This window comes from Flavobacterium sp. PL12 (genome assembly GCF_039123485.1).
Classification (GTDB): Bacteria; Bacteroidota; Bacteroidia; order Flavobacteriales; family Flavobacteriaceae; genus Flavobacterium; species Flavobacterium weaverense.
The window spans coordinates 19,865-44,750 of sequence record NZ_JBANDI010000007.1; the positions used below are offsets into that span (position 1 = coordinate 19,865).

Genomic DNA, 24,886 nt, shown 5'->3' on the forward strand with positions numbered 1-24,886 from the left:
CTTTTTTTTGTACTACTTATTTGCTACGTGATAGGCAATAAGTCCGTCAATAGGTCTTCTAAGTACATTTCCTAGCTGAAGTTCATATTTATCAAAAGTCTCCTGCAATTCATCTTTTAAATAGAATGCTATAGAACCTACAAAGTGTACTGGAACTTCTTTATGATTATCAAACTGTTTGATATAATTTTTTACGAAAGATTTCATCCCTTTGAAAATTATTTTTCTACAAAACTCAGTTTCCTTATTTTGAATTAAGAATTTAGCAAAAGTCGCTAAATAAGCATTAGGATTTGGTTCTTTGTACAATTTGCTTTTTACAGCGTCTGCGCTCATATCATATTCTTTTTCAAATTTTGCCGCTAATTCTTTTGGCATCTTATTGAAATAATATTTTCTGATTAATTCTTTACCAAAAACATTTCCGCTGCAATCATCCATTACAATATATCCTAAAGACTGCACTTTTTGATGCAATTCTTTACCATCGAAATAACTACAATTTGATCCAGTACCTAAAATACTAACGATCGCTTTTTCTCCTTTAGGAGTCGTAGCGTAAACTGCCGCATACGTATCTTCTTCCACAGAAATAATAGCATTCGGAAAATACTCTTGAAAAACTTGAGATAACATAATTTTCATTCGATCTGTACCACAACCAGCGCCATAAAAAAATAAGTGAGTAGCGGCTTTCTTGTTTTGTAAAATATCAAAACGATCATTCAATCGGTCAATTATTTCATCTTTCTCCAATATTTCTGGATTCAAGCCTAATGTTTGCGTTGTAAAAAGCACTTTTCCTTCTTCATTTATCGCTATCCAATCGGCTTTGGTTGAGCCACTATCAACAATTAATCTCATTTCGTTTGGTTTTTTTGGTTTTTGGTTAAATTAACCGAATATAAAATTGAATTTTTGTAAAAAAATAAAATCCCGCTAAAATGAAAATAACGGGATTTTTGTAAATATAGATAATTATTTTAGTCCTGCAATGTGTACCGATAAATCGATTAATTTACTAGAATAACCATATTCATTATCGTACCAAGATATAATTTTAAAGAATGTAGAATTCAATCCAATACCTGCATTTGCGTCAATAATTGAAGTTCTAGGATCAGAAACGAAATCTTGCGAAACTACCAAATCTTCAGTGTAACCTAGAACACCTTTCATCGTGGTTTCAGAAGCAGTTTTCAATACCGCCATGATTTCTTCATAGCTCGTTTCTTTTGCCACTTTCACAGTTAAATCTACAGCCGAAACATCTGTTGTAGGAACACGGAAAGCCATTCCAGTTAATTTACCGTTCAACTCAGGAATTACTTTTCCTACCGCTTTAGCAGCACCAGTTGATGATGGTATAATATTACATGAAGCTGCTCGTCCACCTCTCCAGTCTTTTTTTGATGGACCATCAGTAGTCATTTGTGTTGAAGTAGTAGCGTGAACTGTAGTCATTAACGCTTCAACTATTCCAAAATTATCATTGATAACTTTAGCTAATGGAGCAAGACAATTTGTAGTACAAGATGCATTTGAAACAATCGTATCTGAAGCTAAAGCCTTGTGATGATTAACTCCCATAACAAACATTGGTGCATCTGCAGATGGCGCCGAAATAATAACTTTTTTAGCTCCACCAGTGATATGTGCGTTTGCAGTTTCTAGAGTGGTAAAAAATCCGGTACATTCAGCAACAACATCAACATCAACTTCATTCCATTTTAAATCAGCAGGATTTTTCTCTGCAGTAACTCTAATATGTTTATCGTTCACATAAAGATTACCGTCTTTTACTTCTACTTTTTCAGAAAAACGACCGTGAACCGAATCATATTTCAGTAAATATGCTAGGTGATCAACATCTAATAAGTCATTAATTGCAACTACCTCTACGTTATCTCTATTATATGATTCTCTAAATACAATTCTTCCTATTCTTCCAAAACCGTTTATTCCTAATTTAACTTTTGACATTTTACTTTAATTTTTTAGTTTATTTTATTACCTCCACATAAAGTCTAATTTCCTCACAATAAACTTTAACAAATCTTGTAGACATGCTGTCTGATATTCTCTTTATTCTTAATTTTCCAAATTTTTAACATAATCTAACTTTCTCACGATAGATTAAAACAATTTAGGTCGACATGATATCTGAAACTCTTAATAATTCTCTATCAATCTCTGTTTTTCCTTTTATGGCTTGTACCAAAGGAGTCAATGAAATTTTATCACACTGAAGTCCTACCATATAACTTGACTTACCTTCGATTAACGATTCAACAGCTTTAACTCCTAACCTACTTGCAAGAACTCTATCAAAACAAGAAGGTGAACCGCCACGTTGCATATGACCTAAAACTGAAACTCTAACATCGTATTCGGGTAAATTAGCTTCTACATAATCTTTTAATTCGAAAACATTTTTACCAATTTTGTCTCCTTCAGCGATCACAACGATACTAGAAGACTTTCCAGAAGCTTTACTTTTTTGTAATGATTCTAAAAGACGCTCTAAACCTAAATCTTCCTCAGGGATTAGAATCTCTTCAGCACCAGCGCCAATTCCAGCATTCAAAGCAAGATGTCCGGCATCTCTACCCATCACCTCTACAAAGAACAAACGATTGTGCGAACTGGCTGTATCTCTAATTTTATCAATTACTTCAATAACTGTGTTTAAAGCAGTATCATAACCAAGTGTGTGACTTGTTCCAAAAATATCATTATCAATAGTACCTGGAATTCCCATTATTGGAAAATTAAATTCGTTACTAAATAATAAACCTCCTGTAAACGTTCCATCACCACCAATAACAACCAAAGCATCAACTCCAGCTTTTAAAAGATTTTCATGAGCTCTTTTACGACCTTCAGCCGTTTTGAATTCATTTGAACGAGCCGACTTTAAAATCGTTCCTCCTTTATTGACAATATTATTTACACTTCGAGGTCCCATATCTTTGAAGTCGCCTTCAATCATTCCTTGATACCCTCTATAAATTCCGATACATTCTATATTATGATAAGCGCAAGTTCTAACAACCGAACGAATAGCAGCATTCATTCCTGGTGAGTCTCCTCCTGAAGTAAGAACTCCTACTTTTTTTATTGTTTTTGGCATTTCTTTAAAGTATTAAAGTGTAAATTTAACAAACATTACCCACTTTCAAGGCTGCGTTATTGATAAATTAGGAAAGCCTTTTAAATTCAAACGTTTTCGTTGATAAGTTTTTAGAAAACTCAATAAATTGAATAATATTTAATAAAATTAAAAAATATTCAAATTATGTTTAATGATTTTCGAATCAGACCCTTATTTTACTATAAATCAGTAGTTATAAAAATAGTAATTTTAAAAGTGAAATCATGGAGGTTTAATTGTGCATATTTAAAAATAAACACATTTATAATGTATAGAGATTACGATTTAAAAAAACGTAAATTCAAATAAAACTGGTAACGAATCATATACGTCTTTCGGGAAAAATAGATTCTTTGGGATATAAAAAAGCCTGCAAGATTACTTTAATCTTGCAGGCTTTATAAATTTTAAATTTAACGGGGTTATATTAAATTTCGTCCGGAATTAATCCTTCCTGATTTTTTTTGACCTTCTCTGTTGAAGATTTTTTGGACCTTTGAAACTTAATATATTCAGGTGATAAATTAGAATCTTGATCTTCAGATGCAGGGCTTGAAACTTTTTCGAATTTTAGATTCTTAAAAATCTTATTTACAAATTCTTTGAATGTATCAAAATCGACTTCATAAGAAACCCCTAAACCTTGTGTATATCCTATTCCTTGACCAACGTAATTAATGTCATTTTCTTTGTTGAAAAGCCTTAAGTTTAATGTACCATCCTCATTCACTCTAAAAAGAACTTCAACATCACCTACAATAGCAGATTCATTGATTCCACCAAAAGGAACTCCTAATTTTCCATTAATGGTAACTCGATCATTAATTTTCGACGAAATTGTTGCTACAAATCGACCATCTGTTTCTTTCCCTATTCTTCTATCAGCACCAATAAAATTCAGACCAACTTTAAATTTCTCGTCATCAGACTGAATAATTCCTCCAAGAATGCTAGAAGCTGTCTCAAATAAACTTCCTGAAAAATCAGACTGACTCACTCCTTCTGGGCTTAAGAAAGTACCTGATGATAATAAGTATAGAGCTTGTGTTTGTCTGACGTCTTTATCATTCAACTTATATTGAATCTCTGATTTTAACACATTACTAACTGTTGGGAACTCAATATTAAAATCGGGTTCTGGACTCGTTAAATCGCCTCTTACTCCTATTATAACTTCTACAGGAACTTTAGTATTAAAAGAAGAATTATCTAACAAAACAGCTGGATTTGCAGAAGTTTTATAAATGGCCTCAAGATTTAGTTGCGCTTTCATAGGATTTCCTTCCCACGTAATCGAACCTCCTTTTTTAACCTCAAACTTCTTATCAATCAAACCACCATATTTAAAATTATAACTTCCTTCATATGCCTGGAAATCTCCCCACATATTAAATCTACCAAGCGTATTAATTTTGAACAATAATGATCCGAATCCTTTTCCACGCATTCCATGACCCGTATTACGATCTAGAATAACTTCTACCTCCGCATCTGGTGTAATATCAAAATCAAATTCTAATTCAAGTCCGTTGTAATTTCTAGTATTGTCAACAATACCATTTTGTAAATTGTACTTTTCCTTTTCTGTTACAAAATGTATAAATATATTGTCACTTACACTTTCGGCATTATTGATAGGAATTTTAACGGCTGTTCCCTTTTCTGACTTCGCATCAACTTTAATGAATAGAGAATTTGTAGGTCCTTTAATAGTTGCTGTACCATCAATGAAGGCAGTTCCATAATAAGCAGCATCCTCACTGTCCTTTGTGTCCAAAGCGAGTAAACGTTTAGATCGAATAGCCAAATCTAGCTTCCAGTCGGTAAAATTATTATGTTCTATATTTCCATTGAGACTTCCCGTTGTTCCGTATTTTGTATCGGTCAGCGTATTGTTTCTAAATAAAAATTTCTCGTCCGTCAAATCAATGATAGTATTATCGCCCAAGCCGTAATCAACATTTAAATAAGGGATTGTAATTCCCGCCTTATCTAAGAACAAGCGACCGTTAATATTAGGTTTTTTCACGTTACCTTCAATTGTTGCATTACCAGAGATTGAACCTCTAATATTAGATAAAACATCACCTCCCAAAGAATTTAAAGCAGCAATGTTGAACTTATCAAATTTTAATTTCAGATCTAAAAGAGTCTCCTTGTTTACAATTTCTAAACTACCATCAGCATCAAAGGATTCTAAATTCTTGTTTTCTAGATTAGAATTAATTTTAAATTTCTGAAGGTTTTCATCTCCTTCAATATCAAAGTTTAACGTCCCTAAATCAGTTTTATTTACGTTTAAATTGTCAATGATAATTGAAGCCGTGGGTTGGTAAACATCCTTGTTCTGTTTAAAACTCACTTCACCATTAATATTTCCTTCCAATAGGAATTTTTCGTTTGTAGGTGTGATTTGATTTAAATCTACATCTTTGAAACTTAGCTTTAAATCCTTGACTGTGGGTCCTTTAAAAATACCACCTAATGCAATAGATTGTTCTTCGTGCGAAAGAATGATATTATCTATCGTAAAGTTTTTAAACGATTTATCAAAAACGATTTGGTTATCAGCTGATTCATTTTCATTCAGAAACCATAAATAATCCTTGAATTTCACTTCAGATTTACTAATGCCCACTACATTATTATTATCCTTATTAATAGTGTGATATAAATTCAGATTGTAATAATCTTCGGCATTTTTCCCTCCTTTAAATTCAGACCTAAAATACAAAGTATCTTTCATGGTAACATTGATCAAACTAAAATCTTGAATTTTATAGTATTTAGTTTTGATACTGTCTAGTTCGATGTACGCGTTATAAAGCGGATTTTTGTTATCGATTGATACATTAATATTATCAAAAGTATTATCAGAAGCAACGATTTGCGGAGAGTTGAAATTAAGTTTGAATTCCTGATTGTCAGAATTCATATTTCCTTTAACAATGGTATTTGCTCCTATCGCAATGTCTGGAAAAAATATTTCGATGATTTTATTATAGATCGAAAAGTTGAATTTTAAAAACTGTCCCTTTTTAACTTTATGTGGCTTAAAATTAGTGTATAAACTACCTAAAGAGTTTTTTACTAAATTCTCTAATTGATTGAATTCATATCTTCCTACGATCTCTCCTTGTACAATATCTGGAGAGTTAACAGTTATTGTTCGTACTCTATTTTGATCAAATACAGAATTAATGGTAAAATCATCAAAATTGTAAGTGTCTTTTGCATTTTGATAAGAAGTCTTGTTGATATAAACATTACCCTGGAAATTTTCTATATTATTTCCACTGGCTTGTACAACAACATCTCCTCTAAATATTGATACCGAATCTTTTACTAATTTTAATTTATTCAAATCAGCATTTTCAACATTTAAATGAAAATCATAACGGCTGTCTTTTTTAGTAATATCAAGTAAACCGTCAAATGTCATACTTAAATTTGGGTCGTTAACTGATATTTGGCCTTTATACATTGGGCTTTTAAGCGTTCCATCGACAACAATATTAGAATAAGTATAATTCCTAAAATCTACCTTTGTAATATCACCTTTAATTGCTGTATCTAGAAATTTTTGCTTAAAACCTTTACCGTCAACGTCTATATTCAAACTTACTCTTCCTAAGTCTTTTTCTTCTAACAAGTTTCCAATGTCAAAATTATCTAAAATTACATTTCCAACATAAGAAGCTTTGTCAATTACATCAATATTTTGAATTGCTAAATTTGAAGTTACATTTCCTAAAGCAGTTATCATGAAGAAATCAGCTTCTACGGCAGTAGTCGAAACGGTAGAAGTTCCTTTTGCAGAGAATCTACCTAATTTTTTTAATGAAGTCGGTAATTTATTTCCTAAGATATTTGGTAAAATAACCACTAAGTCTTCATAGGTTGAAGTCAATTTGTCAAACTTAGCGTCCATTGAAAACTTTTGTCCTTTCTTGGCAAAAAGATTATTAAAGTGAATATCTCCAACAATCTCTGTTTTTCGATCATCAATTAATTTAAGATTATTCAATTTCAAATTATTCAATGTTCCTTTTACATTCGATTTTACATAAAAATGCTGGTTTTTCCCAATTTCTTTATAGAAGTGACGAATGTCATTTGAACCAATAGAACCTGACTTTATCTTAATATCAAAAACGACCTTGTCATTAAAGTTTATAAAATCCTCAATTTTATAATTTAAAAGAACGGTTCCCACTAAAGCGGATTCTTTAGTAAGTAAGTCTAATTCCTCTAGTTTAATACTCTTCTTGGAATACGAAAATTTAGATTTCAGGTTTTTTACGTATAATCCTCTGAAATCCATGAACGACATTTTATTGATGTTAGTGGTAACATCTGGACCAAAAATCATAAAGTCAGTTACCGATGCATTTAATTTAGTAAAATCAACATCTTTAGGATTTTCTCTATTCTCATCCGTTAAAATGAAATGTCCATTATAGATTTGTAAATTATTAGCCTTCAGTAAAAATTTTCTAGTAGATGGTTTTCCGCTTTCAAATGCCTCTACAAATTTATCTAGATTAGAATCCTTTTCATTTTTATAAGTCTTTAGGTTAAATAATAGACCCTTAAGTTCTAAACCATCAAAAATCAAATCACCATCTAACAACTTTTTTCCTTCTAGAATTGTCGTAGCTATTCTTTGTGAATAGATTAGGGTGTCTTTGTGATGATCCCGAATCAAAACGTTTTTAAACTTTATTCCTCCAAAAACAGATACAGCAACGCCCTCTATGGCGATATTTGTGCCAAAGTCTTTGTTAATACTGTTTGTAAAATAGTGAGCAATTTTTGTTTGAACAACTGGCAAAGTAAGTGCAATAGCAGCAACCAACAAAAGGAGGATTAGTCCAAGAAGGAAACGAAATACTATTTTTATTATTTTTTTGATACCTATTTATTGTTTAAATTTTCTAATATTTCATTTTGCCTTTGTAAACGCAGCACCTTTGATAAAAATTTTCTAATTTTGGACTTTGACAAAAAGAATATTTTTTGTGGTAATTCACTTGTCAAAAGTAATTCAAAATTTGTGCCTTTTTATGCAAAATCCCGAGGTTTTTATTCTTGCTATCGAAAGTTCCTGCGATGATACTGCTGCAGCCATTTTACAGAACGATAAAGTGCTATCAAATGTTGTAGCAAATCAGTTAATTCACAACCAATATGGTGGTGTCGTACCTGAGCTAGCTTCCCGTGCACACCAGCAAAATATCGTTCCTGTTGTTGACGCAGCGCTTCGTAAAGCAAATATACAAAAAGAACAGTTATCTGCAATTGCATTTACTCAAGGTCCAGGACTAATGGGCTCACTATTAGTGGGAAGCTCTTTTGCTAAATCGATGGCATTAGCATTGCAAATACCATTAATTGCTGTTAATCATATGCAAGCGCATGTCCTAGCACATTTTATAGCTGAAGAAAATTTCGAAAAACCTAAATTTCCATTTTTAGCTTTAACCATTAGTGGTGGACATACACAGATTATTAAAGTTGATGATTTTTTTGAAATGAAGGTAATTGGCGAAACTACAGATGATGCTGTAGGTGAAGCATTCGACAAAAGCGCAAAAATCTTAGGTCTTCCGTATCCTGGAGGTCCTCTAATTGATAAATATGCACAACTAGGAAATCCAAAAGCTTTTGTATTTACAAAGCCAAAAGTTCCCGGATTAGACTTTAGTTTCTCTGGATTAAAAACGGCAATATTATATTTTATTCAAAAGAAAAAAATAGAAAATCCGAATTTTGTTGACGAAAATTTAAATGACATCTGTGCGTCAATACAACATACAATAATCGAAATTTTAATGGATAAATTAAAATTAGCGGTTAAGGAAACAGGAATCAAACAAATCGCAATTGGCGGAGGAGTGTCCGCAAATTCAGGAATTAGAAATACATTAAAGAAAGCAGAAGATTTATACGGCTGGAAAACTTTTGTTCCAAAATTTGAGTACACTACGGATAATGCTGCAATGATTGGAATTGTAGGTTATCAAAAATTTTTAAATCAAACATTTGAAACTTCATCTGTCGTTTCTAAAGCAAGAATTCAATTATAGGTTATGCAATTATTTTACAATCCCAACATAAACGAAGCAACAGAAAGTTTTTCTTTTGATAAAGAAGAGAGTAAACATATAATTAAAGTATTACGTAAAAAAGATACAGATATATTACACGTTACTAATGGATTAGGTTTTTTATTTACTACTGAAATTACTTTAGCTTCTGACAGTAAATGTACCGTTAAAATTATTTCGATAGAAAAAGCAGAAGCTTCAAAATTCAGATTGCATCTTGCTGTCGCACCAACAAAAATGAACGATCGTTTCGAGTGGTTTTTAGAAAAAGCGACTGAAATAGGGATACACGAAATAACGCCAATCATCTGTGATCGTTCCGAAAGAAAAACGATTAATAAGGAACGTTTTGATAAGATCTTATTAGCCGCAATGAAACAATCCAATGAATTATTTCTGCCAATTTTAAATCCTGCAATGACTTTTAAAGAATTTGTAAATAGTGAAAATCAAGATTTAAAAATGATTGCGCATTGTGAAGAGACAGATAAAAAAACATTTAAATCTATCTTACGACCTAATGAAAAAATAACCATGTTAATAGGTCCAGAGGGTGATTTTTCAGAAAAAGAAATAGGATTAGCTCTCAGTAATAATTTCACAGCTGTTTCTCTTGGAAACACTAGATTACGTACAGAAACTGCCGCAATTGTCGCTTGTCACAGTGTACTATTTGTTAATGAAGTCTAATATAAGCCATTGGTTATGAAAAAAATATTTTATTTATTAGTGCTCTTATTTTCTTTATCGTCGTATTCGCAAGAAATTGCTTTGCTGAAGTATAACGGCGGCGGCGATTGGTATGCAAATCCAACTTCATTGCCTAATTTAATAAAATATTGTAATTCAAATATTAATACGCAAATTAAACTTAAACCAGCTACTGTTGAACCAAGCAGTCCAGAATTATTTTTGTATCCATTAGTTCATATGACAGGCCATGGAAATGTGGTTTTTAATGAGAATGAGGTAAGTAATTTAAGCAATTACCTTTCGGCCGGAGGTTTTCTTCATATCGATGACAATTACGGGATGGATCAATACGTTCGAAAGGAAATAAAAAAAATATTCCCAAATAATGATTTAGTAGAAATTCCAGCCAATCATTTAATTTTTCAAAAACCAAATTTTTTTCCAAATGGATTACCAAAAATTCATGAACACGACGGAAAACGACCTCAAGCATTTGGTATATTTTTAGAAGGTAAACTAGTTTTACTTTACACTTATGAATGTGATCTAGGAGACGGATGGGAAGATGCAGAAGTAAATAACGACCCTAAAGAAGTTCGCGAAAAAGCATTAAAAATGGGAGCAAATATTGTAAATTATATATTTAATAATTAGATAGTTAAATTTAATTTTTATCCTGTTCTTTAATTCTAACTTCAGAAAGATTTAGAAAAATTCTAAGTCAATTTTATTGTAGACATTCTAGAAGGTTACTAGACTATATGATCTTTCCAAATAATTTGAATTTTCATCTTTACTAGCTAGTTATAATTATTTTAAGGATTTAGAAATTTACATTTAGTAAGAATATACTTTATTTTTATAAATATCCATATTGCTGTTTCTGCAGTAAAACCACCTTAAAATTTTTATTTTTATAAAAAAAACATATAAAAATTTTTTATATTGATAAAATGTTATAAAATTGTGAAATAATTAACTAAAACCACTAATTTATAACAAACCATTTATGAAAAAAATCTTTTTACCAGCTGCGGCATTATTAATGCTATTTTCTTGTCAGAACGACACAACAGAAACAGATTTTCAAACAAACGCAGTTTTACAGCGTGGTTGTGCATCACAAGAAGTGTTAGCCGCACAAATGAAAGCTGATCCAACATTAGCTTTGAGAATGAACAAAATTGAGGACTTTACTCAAAAATCAATGTTAAACGGTCGAATTGTTAATGGAAAAGTCGAAATTCCAGTAGTAGTCAACGTTTTATACAAAACAGCTTCTGAAAATATTTCAACAGCTCAAATTCAATCACAAATTGATGTTTTAAACCGTGACTTTAATGCTGCGAATTCTGATTTCAATAAAGTTCCATCATTATTTTCAGGAGTAAAAGCTAATGTCGGGATTAAATTTGTTTTGCAAAATATAGTAAGAAGATCAACTACTATAGCTTCTTGGTCTACTGATGATGCTATGAAAAAATCAGCGTCCGGAATTGCACCTACGTCACCAGCTACAGTACTTAACATGTGGGCATGTAATTTAGGTGGTGGAATATTGGGTTACGCTCAATTTCCAGGAGGATCATTATCCACTGATGGAGTTGTAATTGACAATAATGCTTTTGGAACAACTGGATCAGTTAGTGCTCCATTCAATTTAGGAAGAACAGCTACTCACGAAGTGGGTCACTGGATGAATTTACGCCACATTTGGGGTGATGCAAACTGTGGAAGTGATTACGTTTCTGATACACCAACACATAATGAACCTAATTACGGTGTTTTGAATTATCCTCATTATAGTACTTGTTCAGGAACTCCGGTTGAAATGACTATGAACTATATGGATTACTCAGATGATAGTGGAATGTATATGTTTACAAATGGACAAAAGTCTAGAATGGCAACGTTATTCGTTTCTGGAGGTTCTAGATCAAGTTTTAGAAATTAATATTTTTTGTTTTTTTTTTTGAATTTAAAACTCGCTACTTGTTAGCGAGTTTTTTTTATATTTACCAATTAAATTCAAAACATGATTACATCAAAAATTATTTCTAATGGTATCCTTCGATCAGTACTGACGATAGTTGTAGTAGGATTGATACTTTTATTTTTATACAAAATACAATCGGTGCTTATCTATCTTGTGATATCTCTAATACTTGCCTTGATAGGTACTCCAATTCTAGATTTTTTCAAACGAAGACTGAAATTCAATCATATTTTTGCAACGATAGCTGTATTAGTGATATTCATATTAATAATATTTGGTTTCATAATGTTGTTTGTACCATTAATACTCTCACAGGGGCAAAACTTATCGCTTTTAAATACTGGTGAAATCGAACAAAAAATAATACTACTAGTAAATCAAATTACTGCTTTTTTAGATAATCACAGTATCGATTCAGCGCAGGTTTTGAAAGAAGCGAATATAACTTCAAAAATTAACTTCAACTTTATTCCAGACTTTTTAAATGCATTACTAGGAACAATTAGTAGTTTCGGAATGGGACTCGCTTCTGTATTATTTATTACATTTTTCTTTTTAAAGGATAGCAAAAAGTTCTTAATAGGATCAAAAAAGTTAATTCCAGATAGTCATGAAGATCAAGTTATAAACTCTGTGGAAAAAACAAATCATTTATTGTCTCGTTATTTCATTGGTTTACTGCTACAATTATTTATTGTTTTCATTTGTTACCTAATCGTTTTAATAATTTTTGGTCTACCAAATGCTATTATAATTGCTTTTCTATGCGCAGTGTTAAACATCATTCCATACATAGGTCCATTAATCGCTTCGCTTTTAGCAGCGCTTTTAACAATGCTTAGTAATTTAGGTAGCGATTTTCAATCTGAAATTTTACCTACAACTATCTACGTTTTAATTGGTTTCTGGATTGTTCAAATTATAGATAATAATTTATCACAGCCTATTATTTTTTCGAAAAGTGTAAGTTCACATCCTTTAGAAATTTTTCTTGTGATTCTTATTGCTGGTTTTCTGTTTGGAATTTTAGGAATGATCATCGCAGTTCCATTATACACTATACTTAAAGTTATTAGTAAAGAGTTCTTTCCTGAAAACCCGGTTATCAAGCTATTAACTAAAGATCTGTAATGTTGGATTTAAAGATTCTTAATGATAATGCACAAAAGTTTATAAATGAAAATATTGGTAAAAGTATATCAAAATTAGCATTGCAGAAAAATCCTTTTCCTTACTTGAATTGGCTTTCAGTTTTAAACCAAATTGAAGCAAAATCCAAAGCGAGGGAAAAACTCCCAACTTGGTTTGCAACTGAAAATATAATATATCCTGCCAAAATTTCGATTGAACAAACTTCGTCAGAGAAAACAGCCTCTTATAAGGCATCACTTGTGGATGGTGAAACATTAATAGATTTAACGGGCGGTTTCGGAGTTGACGATTATTACTTTTCGAAAAAAATCAAGCATATCACTCATTGCGAAATCAATACGGAACTTTCCATGATGGTGGCTCATAATTTCACGCAATTAAATGTCAATAACATTAAATGCTATGCAGAGGATAGCATAGAGACTCTAAAACGGTTAGATATTAAGTGGGATTGGATTTATATTGATCCTTCCCGAAGAAATGATGAAAAGGGAAAAGTTTTTTTACTAAAAGACTGCTTGCCTAACGTGCCTGAAAATCTAGATTTCTATTTAGCGAAATCGAAATCAATTCTGATCAAAACAGCTCCGTTACTAGACATTTCTGCTGGATTATCAGAACTAAAAAATGTAAAAGCGATTCATATTGTAGCAGTAGAAAATGAAGTCAAAGAATTATTGTGGGAAATAAATCCGTTGTTCTCAGGATCTACTAGTATTAAAACTGTAAACATTTTAAAAGACCGATTGGAAACTTTTGATTTTACACTTAACCAAGAGATTGATTACGTTCCATATACTAAACCGCAAGCCTTTCTTTATGAACCCAATAGTGCAATTATGAAATCAGGTGGTTTTGATGAAGTTGGTGCTTTCTACAAAGTAAATAAGCTTCACAAGCATTCTCATTTATATACTTCAAATGAACTAGTACCTTTTCCAGGACGTGCCTTTGAAATTCGAAAAAGCATTCCTTATAATAAGGTCGCTATGAAAGAATTTTTAGAAAGTAAACAAGCAAATATTACCACCAGAAATTTTCCTGATAGTGTTGACAGTATTAGAAAAAAATGGAAAGTAAAAGATGGAGGAAATACATATTGTTTTTTTACAACTGATATGAATAATGATAAAATAGTTTTAATTTGCACCAAAATTTAATCATAATGAAAAACGTAATTGTAATAGCTTTTTTTCTTTTTAGTATTAGTGTATTGGCTCAAAAGCCATGTGATTATAGCGCTAATGTTACTGACTCAATTGGTACTTACAAAGAAACTAAAGAATATATAATTTCTGAAAAGCATTTTGCAAGTAGTTCTAGCTATATTTTTTATTCGCTAGCGAACACAGATGGTATACCAACATTGAACTTACAATTGCTACAAAAAAGTAAGGATTTTATAAAAGCCAATTGTTTTGATAAAAATTCAAGGCTGTTTTTACAACTAAATAATGGAAAGATAGTTACGTTAATTCATATCGACCAAGAGAATTGCGGAACGATGATTCGCGATGAAAAAGGTTTTGACAACCGAGTAAATTCTGGAGTATTTATGTTTGCAAAAGATAATTATGAAGAACTTAAAAATTCGCCAGTATCAATGATGCGTATTAAATATCTCACTGAAACAGAAGATTATATTTTAAAGAAAGAGCTTAAATCAGAGCTGAATAATCAAACCTATTATCCAGAAACTTACTTTATTGATAATCTTAGATGTATTGAATAATCTAGTTACATTCCCATTTCACATTAGATACTTTGTCATTTAAACCTTCTTTAAGATTATAATGCCACCACTCTGAATTAAACGGATTAAATCCACTTTCCATCATTACTGACTTAAGCAATATTCTATTGTCTTTTATATTTTGAGATAAGTTGGTATAGTTATGACCCGCTTCTATTCCAAAAAAATCAAAACCAGTACCCATTTCTAACTCTTTACCAGAGCTATCAACTAAAGTGATATCAACCGCTCCTCCTCTATTGTGAATTGAACCTTTTGCAGGATTTGCAACATACTCAGGGTTTGACACGATGGTCCACATTTTCTTTTGAATATCTAAAGGACGATAACAATCAAATAATTTAATGCGATAACCTTTTTTAATAAATTTTTTATTTGCCTCAACTAATGCGGTAACTGTTTTTAATCGTAGAAAACACTCCGCACAGTCGTAAACTTGTGCTTTTAAAAAATTATCTGAAGTAGCATATTTCATATCATATATAAAATCCTCGCTATAGTCTTTCAAATTTACAAATGTGGTATCACTTAAAACTACGACAGCTGTTGAACTTGCATTTACAGTTCTGTTTTGTGATTTGCAAGATATGATGCAAAAAAAGGAGAAGATGGCTAAAATTAATTTACTGCTTTGAGACATAAAAAGTTTTTTATAAAAATAAGATAAATTGAATAAGTACCGGCACGTACATTTCGAAATAAAATTTCAAGTTACATTATATCTTTAATTATTCTTATAAATAGAAATTTACTATTCACTTTTTGAAAATTAAACGTACTACCAATACGAAACATCAACACTTAATATAGTCATAGAATGTTTGTATCGCTTAGTACTCTTATAATACTAAATTTAGACAACATTTATTGTAAATTAAGTCTGAATTTAATTTCTAAAATTCTAAAAAAAAGGTTATAAAAACAAATAAAAGAGCCATTTTTCCAAGGGTATTAAGGTTCTGAATTTGGAAATAAAGGCTAAAAATCGTATTTTAGCAGTATTACCGAATTACATAATTCAAAACGGAAGATTTACTAATTGGTCATCGACCAATTTATTTCCATTTTTAGAGTCTTGCACTCTATCCGCTGCATCCTGCAGCAAATTTTCATTAGCGAGTATTAATTATTGAGCTTTGACTTTTTATAAAAGGTCAAATTCTCTTGTAATCCTAAAAAATAAAAAATATGAATAAAAATTCTATGAAAGACAAACGTATAGGTATAATTGGTGCTGGACCAAGTGGTTTAGCGCAAATTCGTGCTTTTGAAGCTCTTAAAGAACAAGGATATGCAATGCCAGAAATCATCTGCTTTGAAAAGCAAGATAACTGGGGCGGCATGTGGAACTACTCTTGGAGAACTGGCGTTGGAAAATATGGCGAGCCACTTCACGGAAGTATGTACAAATACTTATGGTCTAATGGTCCCAAAGAATGCTTAGAATTTTCCGATTATTCGTTCGATGAGCACTTTAAAAAACCAATTTCCTCTTATCCACCAAGACCAGTTTTATTCGATTATATACAAGGTCGTATTAAAAAAAGTAATGCCAGAGATTACATTCGATTTGACACCACGGTAAGATGGGTGAGTTTTGACGAAAATTCGAAGAAATTTAATGTAATTCTAGATGATCTAAAAATTGACAAAACGTATAGCGAAGAATTAGATTACTTAGTAGTGGCATCTGGACATTTCTCGACACCAAATATGCCCTACTTTAAAGGAATTGAAAATTTTCCTGGTACCGTTATGCATGCACACGATTTTAGAGGAGCGGACCAATTTAAGGATCGAAATATACTCTTAATAGGTAGTAGTTATTCTGCAGAGGATATTGGTGTACAATGTTACAAGCACGGTGCGAAATCAGTGACCTTAAGTTATAGAAGCAATCCTATAGGTATCGAATGGCCTGAAGGAATAAAAGAATTGCCGATGGTAACACATTTTGAAGGTGATACTGCATTTTTCAAGGATGGAACAACAGAAGTTTATGATGCAGTGATTATGTGTACTGGATACCAACACAAATTTCCCTTTTTACCAGATGAACTTCGATTGAAAACAAAAAATAATCTTTTCCCAGATAATTTATATAAAGGAATTTTATTTAATGCACTTCCGCAATTGATTTATTTAGGTATGCAGGATCAGTATTACACTTTTAATATGTTTGATGCACAAGCTTGGTTAGCTAGAGACTTTATGATGAATCGTTTGACTTTGCCAAAAGAAACAGAAAGAAGAATGGATATTGACAAGTGGCTTGATCGAAATAATAAATTGGAGAATAGCTTAGATAATGTTGATTTCCAATCAGACTATATCAAAGATTTACTTTCACTTTCAGATTATCCGCACTTTAATGTAGACAAAGTCGCTGAAATGTTTAAAGAATGGTTACAAGATAAAGAAGAAAACATTTTAACGTATCGTGATAAAACGTATCAGAGCGTTGTAACAGGAACAATGGCATCACAACATCATACAGAATGGATGGATGAACTTGATGATAGTAAAGAGCGTTATCTCTATCAAGGAGAGCAAGAAGAGGTTTTACAAGATAATCTCTAAATAACTTTACACAAAAAAATATCCTTCAGAATCCTGAAGGATATTTTTTTTTCTTATTTGACACGATTTTAAAACGGGTTTTTTTCTACTTTTAATAAAATTAATTTCTAGTAAAATTAAAAAGTTACGAGAGGTGAATCCATTTTTTATCGCTGTTCAACTTAAATGTGCCAATATGCTCTTTGTTCCATTCATTAGGACCAATTAACGAAAGAAAATCATTACCATCAATACTTCGATACAAATGATAAATCTCCCCTACAACAGGCTCAAAAGAGAATTTAGAATTATAAACCAATTCGTTCCACTCAAATTCTTCGATTAAACTTTGATACTGCGCTTTAAGCTCATCAAACTTACTTTTAAATTCCTTGTTTACAGTAGTAATACCTCTACTCTTCCATGAAACTAAGTCGTCCATTCTAATTACTGGAGCACCTACGCTTGTTCCATAAGGTAATAAATTAGCATTGTATCCTTCAGTTTCCGAATAGACTATATTATCTGGTTTTTTATTTTCCATTGTAGTATTAATTGTTTTTCTGTTCTATTATTCCAATTAAGAAATGTCAACTTTAAAATTAGTATCAATCATCACAATCAAAATAAAATTACTTAAACCAATGATGATTTTGCTTTTGCAAATATAAAAATAATTAATTGTTTAATAATATTAAAAAAAGAATAAACAAAATAAATTTTAAACACAAAAAAACCGATACTAATAAAAGTATCGGTCTTTGTGAAGGCAGAAGGATTCGAACCTTCGACCGCCTGCTTAGAAGGCAGGTGCTCTATCCAGCTGAGCTATGCCTCCATTTATCTTTTAAAACTTAAATGGAAAAAGTTTAATTAGTCGGGGTGGCAGGATTCGAACCTGCGGCCTCCTGCTCCCAAAGCAGGCGCGATAACCGAGCTACGCTACACCCCGAAAAACAAAATTATAAAAGCGGAGAGACAGGGACTCGAACCCTGGCACCGATCACTCGATGACAGTTTAGCAAACTGCTCCATTACCACTCTGGCACCTCTCCAAGCTCAAAGAAACGTGTCTTGTTTTGCGGTTGCAAACTTAGGACTTCTTTACGTTACTCACAACTATTTTGAGGCTTTTTTTTATTCTTTTTCACCTTATTTGCAAAAGCTCTTCACAATCAAACATATAGAATAGAAATAAATTTAAAAAAGATTATATCTGTGTCAAAATATGAAATTGTTTAAAAAAGATTAAATTTGCTAGATAAACCAACATTATCAAAGTTATGAACAAAAGAGTTGTTATCGTTTCTGCCGTTAGAACACCTATCGGAAGTTTTATGGGGGGATTATCTACAGTTACCGCTCCTAAGTTAGGTGCAGCAGCAATCAAAGGCGCATTAGACAAAATAAATTTAGACCCAAATTTAGTTGACGAAGTATTTATGGGCAATGTAGTTCAAGCTGGAACAGGACAAGCTCCTGCTCGTCAAGCTGCTATATTTGCTGGTCTTAATGAATCTGTTGCTTGTACCACTATTAATAAAGTTTGTGCTTCAGGAATGAAAGCAGTTATGTTGGGAGCTCAAGCTATTCAATGTGGCGATGCAGAAATTGTTGTTGCTGGTGGAATGGAAAACATGAGTTTGATACCTCATTATTTAAACTTAAGAAACGGTACTAAATTTGGTCCTGCTGCTATGGTTGACGGTATGCAGAAAGATGGACTTACAGATGCATATGATAACAGCGCAATGGGAGTTTGTGCTGACTTATGTGCTAGCGAATATAATTTTACCCGCGAAGACCAAGATAATTACGCAATTCAATCATATGAACGTAGTGCAAAAGCATGGGAAAGTGGGAAATTTGATAACGAAATTGTTCCTGTAGCGGTTCCGCAAAGAAAAGGAGACCCAATAATGGTTTCTAAAGATGAAGAATTTACAAACGTAAAATTAGATAAAATACCGTCGTTAAATCCTGTTTTTACTAAAGATGGTACAGTTACCGCAGCAAATGCTTCAACTATAAATGATGGTGCAGCAGCAGTAATATTAATGAGTGAAGAAAAAGCACTTTCTTTAGGATTAAAACCTCTAGCGTACATAAAAGGATATGCAGATGCAGCTCAAGAACCGAAATGGTTCACCACAAGCCCTGCTAAAGCTTTACCAAAGGCTTTAGACAAAGCAGGAATTACAATCGATGCTGTAGACTACTTTGAGTTTAATGAAGCATTTGCAGTCGTTGGTTTAGCTAACGCTAAAATTTTAGGTCTAGCAAATGACAAAGTTAACGTAAATGGAGGTGCAGTGTCTTTAGGTCATCCACTTGGATGCTCTGGAGTTAGAATTATTGTTACCTTATTGAATGTTTTGGAACAAAATAATGCTAAAGTTGGTGCTGCTGCAATTTGCAACGGTGGTGGCGGTGCATCAGCTATCGTAATCGAAAGAATTTAAATAATAATAAATGATGGGTTATATGCCAAAAACATATAGCCCTAATTTTTAACTTCTAATTAAAGATAAATGTTTGGAATTTGTAATCTAGCAATGATACCACTTCGGTTTGAACCTAGTGATAGAAGCGAAATTGTTTCTCAGGTTTTGTTTGGAGAACATTTTGAAATTTTAGAGCAGTTGAAGCAGTGGACTCGCATCAGAATGCAATATGACGGATATGAAGGTTGGATCGATTTTAAACAATTACAACTTATCTCTGAGGAGAGTTTTAATAAATTATCTTCAGAAAAAATCGTGCTCAATGCAGATTTGATCGAATATATTACAACGCCATCAAACTTATTAATTCCGATTCCTTTAGGATCTTCGTTATCCTTTTTAGATTATAGCGAGATGAATATTTCAAATTTTGAATTTGAAGGAGAGCGAACCAGTGCAGTAAAAGATAAATCACATTTGATTGATACTGCTTTTATGTATTTAAACGCGCCTTATCTTTGGGGAGGAAAAACGCCTTTTGGCATTGACTGCTCCGGTTTTACACAAATGGTGTATAAGCTAAACGGTTATAAATTACTACGTGATGCTTCACAACAATCTGCGCAAGGAGAACCTTTAAGTTTTATAGAAGAAAGTGAGGCTGGAGATTTAGCCTTTTTTGATAATGATGAAGGAAATATTATACACGTTGGTATCATCATGGAGGATAATTATATCATTCATGCCAGCGGAAAGATAAGAATTGATCGCTTAGATCACTTAGGTATTTTTAACGCCGAAACAAATAAACATACGCACAAGTTAAGAGTGATTAAAAAAATTATATAAAAAAACCGGTTTGAAAATTTCAAACCGGTTTTTTTTATACTTAAAGATTAGAACTACATCTTAGCTTTCAATGCTTTTGACTCTGCAGTCATTTCTAAAGCACTATAAACATTTAATAGAGTCTTAGCAACATCTACATTTTTAGGATCTAATTCATATCCTTTTTTAAGGAATGGAATCACACTTTTAAAAATGTTATCTCTCTTAACTTTTAATTCGTCGTAACGCTTCATGTCTTTAGTAGAAGTACCTAACTTATTCATTTCATCAATGATTGGTTTCTCTCCTTCTAATTTCAAAGCTGCTAGATTAATATAAGCGTTGATGTAATCAGGCTTAATTTCCATTGCACGTAAATAATACTTTTCAGCATCTGCTTTATTTCCTGCATTTCCACTGATTACACCTAAATTGAAAGTCAAATCAGCATCATTAGGATTTTTTGCTAAAACTTCTCCAATTAATTTTTTGTAAGTCTCATAATCTTTAGACTCTAAATATAAATTAGCTTCAGTTAATACTAAAGAAGTATCATCTGGATTAGCTAATCTCGCTTCAGAAATTGCTTTTTTAGCTTCATCCGTTTTACCGTTTTCTACTAAAATTAAAGCCATGTTTTTATAGATTTCTCCTCTTTTTGAAGGAACATCTTCACTTCTTGGCTTTTCGTGCGTACCAATTTTTACAGATAAATCTCTTTCTTTAGATGTGTTGAAAAAATCTTCTGCATTTGTTAATTTATTCATTGCAAAGTAGCTTTTACCTTTTCCAGAATAATTTAACTTTTTCAAATTTTCATACAACTCTAAAGCTTTATCATACTCTTTAGCATTAATATAAGTTGATGCTGCATAATACAAGTTTATTGTATCTTTTTTATCTAACAAATACGCGTCGTATAATTTTTTAGCACTTGCTGAATGTTTATCTGCTTTTGATTCTTCAATCGCAGTATTAATCAGCTTAAATTTAATGTCAGTGATTGAAGATGTCGCTTGAGGTGTAAACTTTACTTTTCCTGAAGTTTTCTCAACATCCATCAAATCTTGATACGCCTTTGCAGCCATAGAAAGATTTTTATCTGCATCCACCTTTTTGTTTGCTAAATCCAAAAGAGCATTCCCTTTAATAAAATAGAATTGAGCCTTTTCAGCGTCTGAAGCATTACTAATTAAAGATTCAGCTTCCGTTAAAATAGTAGCTGCTTCTTGAGACTTACCACCTTTCATCGCTTTTTCAGCTGCTTTAATTTGATCTTTTTGAGCAAAAGTAGCTACTGATACCAATAACGCTGATGCTAGTAATACATATTTACTTTTCATAACATTGTTTGTTTAATTTAAATTTATTGTTGGTTCACTATAACAATCTACGTCTATTCGTCAGAATCATCTTCTTCCGACTCGTCTTCTAATTCTTCTTCAACATCAGTTTCATCCTCGTCATCTTCCTCTTCAGCACCTTCGTCTTCAAGAACTTCCAATACTGGTTTAACTCTTTCGATAGCTTCTGTTTCAATTACGTTTCCATCTTCATCAACTACAACTTCAACTACGTCATCTTTCATTACTTTAGTAACTGCAGCGATTGAGTCTTTACCTTTAAGGTTGATTAATTTAACTCCTTGAGTAGCACGTCCCATAACGCGTAAATCTTCAATAGCCATTCTTATTGTCAATCCTGATTTATTAATAATCATTAAATCATCTGCATCAGTAACTGCATTTATCGAAATTAACTTACCTGTTTTCTCAGTAATATTTAAGGTCTTAACTCCTTTACCACCACGGTTTGTGATTCTATAAACATCTTCGCCGTCCTCAACAAGTTTAGTACGTTTACCGTAACCGTTTTCAGTAACAACTAAGATCTGAGAATCATTGATATTTTCCTTATCTACAGTAACCATACCAATTACTTCATCAGTATCATCTTTTAACGTAATTCCACGAACTCCAGAAGCAGTTCTACCCATTGGACGAGTCTTAGTTTCTTCAAAACGAACCAATTTACCTGACTTAACGGCTAAAATGATTTGGCTTTCACCATTTGTCAATTTTGCTTCTAAAAGTTCATCACCTTCCTTAATTGTAATTGCAGCAACACCATTAACTCTAGGTTTAGAATATTTCTCTAAAGATGTTTTCTTAACCTGACCTTTTTTGGTCACCATAATAAGATTATGACTAGTGATATAATCTTTGTCTTTTAAATCTTGAGTACAAATGAAAGCTTTCACTTTATCGTCGCTTTCAATATTTACTAAGTTTTGAATCGCTCTACCTTTAGCAGTTTTACTACCCTCTGGAATTTCGTATACACGCATCCAGAAACATTTTCCTTTTTGAGTAAAGAACATCATGTACTGGTGATTTGTAGCGACAAACATGTGTTCTAAGAAATCTTGATCTCTTGTTCCAGCGCTTTTTTGCCCTACTCCTCCTCTATTTTGTGTTTTATACTCTGTAAGGTTGGTACGTTTGATATAACCTGCGTGAGAAATTGTAATAACCACATTTTCATCCGCAATCAAATCTTCGATACTTACATCTCCACCAGAATATTCAATAATTGAACGACGCTCATCTCCGTATTTTTCACGAATTTCGATTAGCTCCTCTTTTATCAAATTTGTTCTTAAATCAACGTTTTCTAATAATGCTTTTAAGTGTGCAATCAATTTCATCAACTCTTCATACTCAGCTCTCAACTTGTCTTGTTCAAGACCAGTCAATTGACGCAAACGCATTTCTACAATAGCACGCGCTTGAATATCTGATAATTCAAATCTTTTTATTAATTTTTCACGAGCTTCTTCTGTATTTTTCGAACTTCTAATTAAAGCGATTACTTCGTCAATGTTGTCAGAAGCAATGATTAATCCTTCTAAAATATGCGCGCGTTCTTCTGCTTTACGCAATTCAAAACGAGTTCTTCTCACCACAACATCATGACGGTGCTCAACAAAATAGTGAATCATTTCTTTTAGATTCAGCATTTGTGGACGTCCTTTAACTAATGCAATATTATTTACACTGAAAGAAGACTGAAGTTGCGTGTATTTATATAACGTATTTAAAACTACGTTAGGAGTAGCATCACGTTTCAAGATGTAAACGATACGCATACCGTTTCTATCTGATTCATCGCGAATATTTGCTATTCCATCTATCTTTTTATCATTAACTAAGTCGGCAGTACGTTTAATCATATCTGCTTTGTTGACTTGGTATGGAATCTCAGTTACAATGATACATTCTCTACCATCTACTTCTTCAAAACCAACCTTTGCACGCATTACAACACGTCCTCTACCTGTTTTGAAAGCTTCCCGAACTCCATCGTAACCGTAAATAACTCCACCTGTAGGAAAATCTGGTGCTTTAATATAGTTCATCAACTCATCGATTTCGATTTCATTGTTGTCCATAAAAGCTAACGTACCATTGATTACCTCCGTCAAGTTGTGCGGCGGCATATTTGTAGCCATACCCACTGCAATTCCTGTTGCTCCGTTAATTAACAAAGTAGGAACTCTTGTTGGCATTACTTTTGGCTCATATAAAGTATCGTCAAAATTCAATTGAAAATCAACTGTCTCTTTTTCGATATCAGCCATAATTTCTTCCGAAATCTTGCGCATTCTAGCTTCTGTATAACGCATTGCAGCTGGACTATCTCCATCTACAGATCCAAAGTTACCTTGACCATCCACTAATAAATAACGTAAACTCCATTCCTGAGCCATACGAACCATGGCATCATAAACAGAAGTATCTCCGTGTGGGTGATACTTACCTAAAACTTCACCGACAATTCTGGCGGATTTTTTATGGGCTTTATTTGAAAAAACTCCTAAATCATACATTCCGTAAAGAACCCTTCTATGAACAGGCTTCAAGCCATCTCTAACATCTGGAAGTGCCCTTGATACAATTACTGACATCGAGTAATCGATGTAAGCTGATTTCATTTCATCTTCTATGTTAATAGGAATTAACTTTTCTCCTTCAGACATAAGTTGTTATATTAAAAAATTATATTAGTTTCAAAACGTGCCAATATACATCTTTTTGAAATTTTTTGGCCCATTTTAGCAGACTTATTTCAATGATTTATCAACAAAAGAATCTCACTATTTAGTTGATAATTTAAGGTAAATTTAACGCTGCAGTT

Annotated in this window: 18 protein-coding genes and 3 tRNA genes; 10 read left to right on the plus strand and 11 right to left on the minus strand. The window is 32.2% G+C overall.

What is annotated here, in order from left to right; translation table 11 throughout:
- Window positions 1-12: 12 nt before the first annotated feature.
- The 4 genes from RCH19_RS04890 to RCH19_RS04905 all read right to left on the minus strand — a co-directional run bounded on the left by RCH19_RS04890 (window position 13) and on the right by RCH19_RS04905 (window position 8,012).
- The gene (locus tag RCH19_RS04890) at window positions 13-864 is read right to left on the minus strand and encodes an N-acetylglucosamine kinase (RefSeq protein WP_121925450.1); all 852 of its coding nucleotides are present in this window, start codon (window positions 862-864) and stop codon (window positions 13-15) included.
- Between the two features lie 114 nt (window positions 865-978).
- Window positions 979-1,983, minus strand: coding sequence for a type I glyceraldehyde-3-phosphate dehydrogenase (gene gap / locus RCH19_RS04895; RefSeq protein WP_121925451.1), 1,005 nt, complete (start codon window positions 1,981-1,983; stop codon window positions 979-981).
- 163 nt (window positions 1,984-2,146) lie between these two features.
- On the minus strand, window positions 2,147-3,133 hold the full coding sequence (gene pfkA / locus RCH19_RS04900) for a 6-phosphofructokinase (RefSeq protein ID WP_343022282.1): 987 nt from the start codon (window positions 3,131-3,133) through the stop codon (window positions 2,147-2,149).
- Between the two features lie 448 nt (window positions 3,134-3,581).
- Window positions 3,582-8,012: a translocation/assembly module TamB domain-containing protein gene (locus RCH19_RS04905; RefSeq protein WP_343022283.1), complete on the minus strand. Its 4,431-nt coding sequence runs from the start codon at window positions 8,010-8,012 to the stop codon at window positions 3,582-3,584.
- Between the two features lie 208 nt (window positions 8,013-8,220).
- Here RCH19_RS04905 and tsaD point away from each other — a divergent pair, with 208 nt between their 5' ends.
- From tsaD to RCH19_RS04940, 7 genes are all read left to right on the plus strand, one after another.
- Window positions 8,221-9,243: a tRNA (adenosine(37)-N6)-threonylcarbamoyltransferase complex transferase subunit TsaD gene (gene tsaD / locus RCH19_RS04910; protein WP_343022284.1), complete on the plus strand. Its 1,023-nt coding sequence runs from the start codon at window positions 8,221-8,223 to the stop codon at window positions 9,241-9,243.
- Window positions 9,244-9,246: 3 nt separating this feature from the next.
- Window positions 9,247-9,954: a 16S rRNA (uracil(1498)-N(3))-methyltransferase gene (locus tag RCH19_RS04915; RefSeq protein ID WP_343022285.1), complete on the plus strand. Its 708-nt coding sequence runs from the start codon at window positions 9,247-9,249 to the stop codon at window positions 9,952-9,954.
- A gap of 15 nt (window positions 9,955-9,969) precedes the next feature.
- Window positions 9,970-10,611, plus strand: a complete 642-nt coding sequence (locus RCH19_RS04920; RefSeq protein WP_343022286.1) for a DUF4159 domain-containing protein — start codon at window positions 9,970-9,972, stop codon at window positions 10,609-10,611.
- A 355-nt stretch (window positions 10,612-10,966) separates the two neighbouring features.
- Window positions 10,967-11,911: a zinc metalloprotease gene (locus RCH19_RS04925; protein WP_343022287.1), complete on the plus strand. Its 945-nt coding sequence runs from the start codon at window positions 10,967-10,969 to the stop codon at window positions 11,909-11,911.
- 81 nt (window positions 11,912-11,992) lie between these two features.
- Window positions 11,993-13,084, plus strand: coding sequence for an AI-2E family transporter (locus RCH19_RS04930; protein WP_343022288.1), 1,092 nt, complete (start codon window positions 11,993-11,995; stop codon window positions 13,082-13,084).
- A 2-nt stretch (window positions 13,085-13,086) separates the two neighbouring features.
- Window positions 13,087-14,265 carry a class I SAM-dependent methyltransferase gene (locus RCH19_RS04935; RefSeq protein WP_343022347.1) on the plus strand — a complete coding sequence of 393 codons (1,179 nt, stop codon included), beginning with the start codon at window positions 13,087-13,089 and terminating at the stop codon, window positions 14,263-14,265.
- Between the two features lie 5 nt (window positions 14,266-14,270).
- Entirely contained in the window at window positions 14,271-14,837 is a 567-nt protein-coding gene (locus RCH19_RS04940) for a hypothetical protein (RefSeq protein ID WP_343022289.1), read from the plus strand.
- A 1-nt stretch (window position 14,838) separates the two neighbouring features.
- On the opposite strand, the gene RCH19_RS04945 is transcribed toward RCH19_RS04940, so the two are convergent.
- Window positions 14,839-15,498 (minus strand): M15 family metallopeptidase, encoded by a 660-nt coding sequence (locus RCH19_RS04945; protein WP_343022290.1) that lies wholly within the window; start codon window positions 15,496-15,498, stop codon window positions 14,839-14,841.
- A 563-nt stretch (window positions 15,499-16,061) separates the two neighbouring features.
- Between RCH19_RS04945 and RCH19_RS04950 the strand changes: the two genes are divergently transcribed.
- Window positions 16,062-17,438 carry an NAD(P)/FAD-dependent oxidoreductase gene (locus RCH19_RS04950; protein WP_121925698.1) on the plus strand — a complete coding sequence of 459 codons (1,377 nt, stop codon included), beginning with the start codon at window positions 16,062-16,064 and terminating at the stop codon, window positions 17,436-17,438.
- 124 nt (window positions 17,439-17,562) lie between these two features.
- Here the strand turns inward: RCH19_RS04950 and RCH19_RS04955 are convergent, their stop codons facing one another.
- The 4 genes from RCH19_RS04955 to RCH19_RS04970 all read right to left on the minus strand — a co-directional run bounded on the left by RCH19_RS04955 (window position 17,563) and on the right by RCH19_RS04970 (window position 18,472).
- Window positions 17,563-17,961, minus strand: a complete 399-nt coding sequence (locus RCH19_RS04955) for a DUF2452 domain-containing protein (protein ID WP_121925461.1) — start codon at window positions 17,959-17,961, stop codon at window positions 17,563-17,565.
- Window positions 17,962-18,181: 220 nt separating this feature from the next.
- A tRNA-Arg gene (locus RCH19_RS04960) sits at window positions 18,182-18,255 on the minus strand.
- A gap of 39 nt (window positions 18,256-18,294) precedes the next feature.
- Window positions 18,295-18,369 (minus strand) — tRNA-Pro (locus RCH19_RS04965).
- A gap of 19 nt (window positions 18,370-18,388) precedes the next feature.
- Window positions 18,389-18,472, minus strand: a tRNA-Ser gene (locus RCH19_RS04970).
- A 228-nt stretch (window positions 18,473-18,700) separates the two neighbouring features.
- Here RCH19_RS04970 and RCH19_RS04975 point away from each other — a divergent pair.
- Both RCH19_RS04975 and RCH19_RS04980 read left to right on the plus strand, forming a co-directional pair.
- The gene (locus RCH19_RS04975; RefSeq protein WP_343022291.1) at window positions 18,701-19,879 is read left to right on the plus strand and encodes an acetyl-CoA C-acyltransferase; all 1,179 of its coding nucleotides are present in this window, start codon (window positions 18,701-18,703) and stop codon (window positions 19,877-19,879) included.
- Window positions 19,880-19,948: 69 nt separating this feature from the next.
- Window positions 19,949-20,710: a C40 family peptidase gene (locus tag RCH19_RS04980; RefSeq protein ID WP_343022292.1), complete on the plus strand. Its 762-nt coding sequence runs from the start codon at window positions 19,949-19,951 to the stop codon at window positions 20,708-20,710.
- Window positions 20,711-20,763: 53 nt separating this feature from the next.
- On the opposite strand, the gene RCH19_RS04985 is transcribed toward RCH19_RS04980, so the two are convergent.
- Together RCH19_RS04985 and gyrA are read right to left on the minus strand one after the other, a co-directional pair.
- A complete protein-coding gene (locus tag RCH19_RS04985; RefSeq protein ID WP_343022293.1) occupies window positions 20,764-22,032 on the minus strand; it encodes a tetratricopeptide repeat protein in 1,269 nt (422 codons plus the stop codon).
- A gap of 53 nt (window positions 22,033-22,085) precedes the next feature.
- Complete coding sequence (gene gyrA / locus RCH19_RS04990; RefSeq protein WP_343022294.1) at window positions 22,086-24,728, minus strand: DNA gyrase subunit A; 2,643 nt, start codon at window positions 24,726-24,728, stop codon at window positions 22,086-22,088.
- Window positions 24,729-24,886: the final 158 nt, after the last annotated feature.

What these genes read in the sequence shown, in the direction of transcription:
- RCH19_RS04930 (WP_343022288.1), top strand. Translation starts at nt 11,993, where the DNA reads ATGATTACATCAAAAATTATTTCTAATGGTATCCTTCGATCAGTACTG.
- RCH19_RS04975 (WP_343022291.1), top strand. Translation starts at nt 18,701, where the DNA reads ATGAACAAAAGAGTTGTTATCGTTTCTGCCGTTAGAACACCTATCGGA.
- RCH19_RS04920 (WP_343022286.1), top strand. Translation starts at nt 9,970, where the DNA reads ATGAAAAAAATATTTTATTTATTAGTGCTCTTATTTTCTTTATCGTCG.
- RCH19_RS04940 (WP_343022289.1), top strand. Translation starts at nt 14,271, where the DNA reads ATGAAAAACGTAATTGTAATAGCTTTTTTTCTTTTTAGTATTAGTGTA.
- RCH19_RS04915 (WP_343022285.1), top strand. Translation starts at nt 9,247, where the DNA reads ATGCAATTATTTTACAATCCCAACATAAACGAAGCAACAGAAAGTTTT.
- gyrA (WP_343022294.1), bottom strand. Translation starts at nt 24,728, where the DNA reads ATGTCTGAAGGAGAAAAGTTAATTCCTATTAACATAGAAGATGAAATG.
- RCH19_RS04890 (WP_121925450.1), bottom strand. Translation starts at nt 864, where the DNA reads ATGAGATTAATTGTTGATAGTGGCTCAACCAAAGCCGATTGGATAGCG.
- RCH19_RS04925 (WP_343022287.1), top strand. Translation starts at nt 10,967, where the DNA reads ATGAAAAAAATCTTTTTACCAGCTGCGGCATTATTAATGCTATTTTCT.
- gap (WP_121925451.1), bottom strand. Translation starts at nt 1,983, where the DNA reads ATGTCAAAAGTTAAATTAGGAATAAACGGTTTTGGAAGAATAGGAAGA.
- RCH19_RS04945 (WP_343022290.1), bottom strand. Translation starts at nt 15,498, where the DNA reads ATGTCTCAAAGCAGTAAATTAATTTTAGCCATCTTCTCCTTTTTTTGC.
- RCH19_RS04985 (WP_343022293.1), bottom strand. Translation starts at nt 22,032, where the DNA reads ATGAAAAGTAAATATGTATTACTAGCATCAGCGTTATTGGTATCAGTA.
- RCH19_RS04955 (WP_121925461.1), bottom strand. Translation starts at nt 17,961, where the DNA reads ATGGAAAATAAAAAACCAGATAATATAGTCTATTCGGAAACTGAAGGA.
- RCH19_RS04950 (WP_121925698.1), top strand. Translation starts at nt 16,062, where the DNA reads ATGAAAGACAAACGTATAGGTATAATTGGTGCTGGACCAAGTGGTTTA.
- tsaD (WP_343022284.1), top strand. Translation starts at nt 8,221, where the DNA reads ATGCAAAATCCCGAGGTTTTTATTCTTGCTATCGAAAGTTCCTGCGAT.
- RCH19_RS04980 (WP_343022292.1), top strand. Translation starts at nt 19,949, where the DNA reads ATGTTTGGAATTTGTAATCTAGCAATGATACCACTTCGGTTTGAACCT.
- pfkA (WP_343022282.1), bottom strand. Translation starts at nt 3,133, where the DNA reads ATGCCAAAAACAATAAAAAAAGTAGGAGTTCTTACTTCAGGAGGAGAC.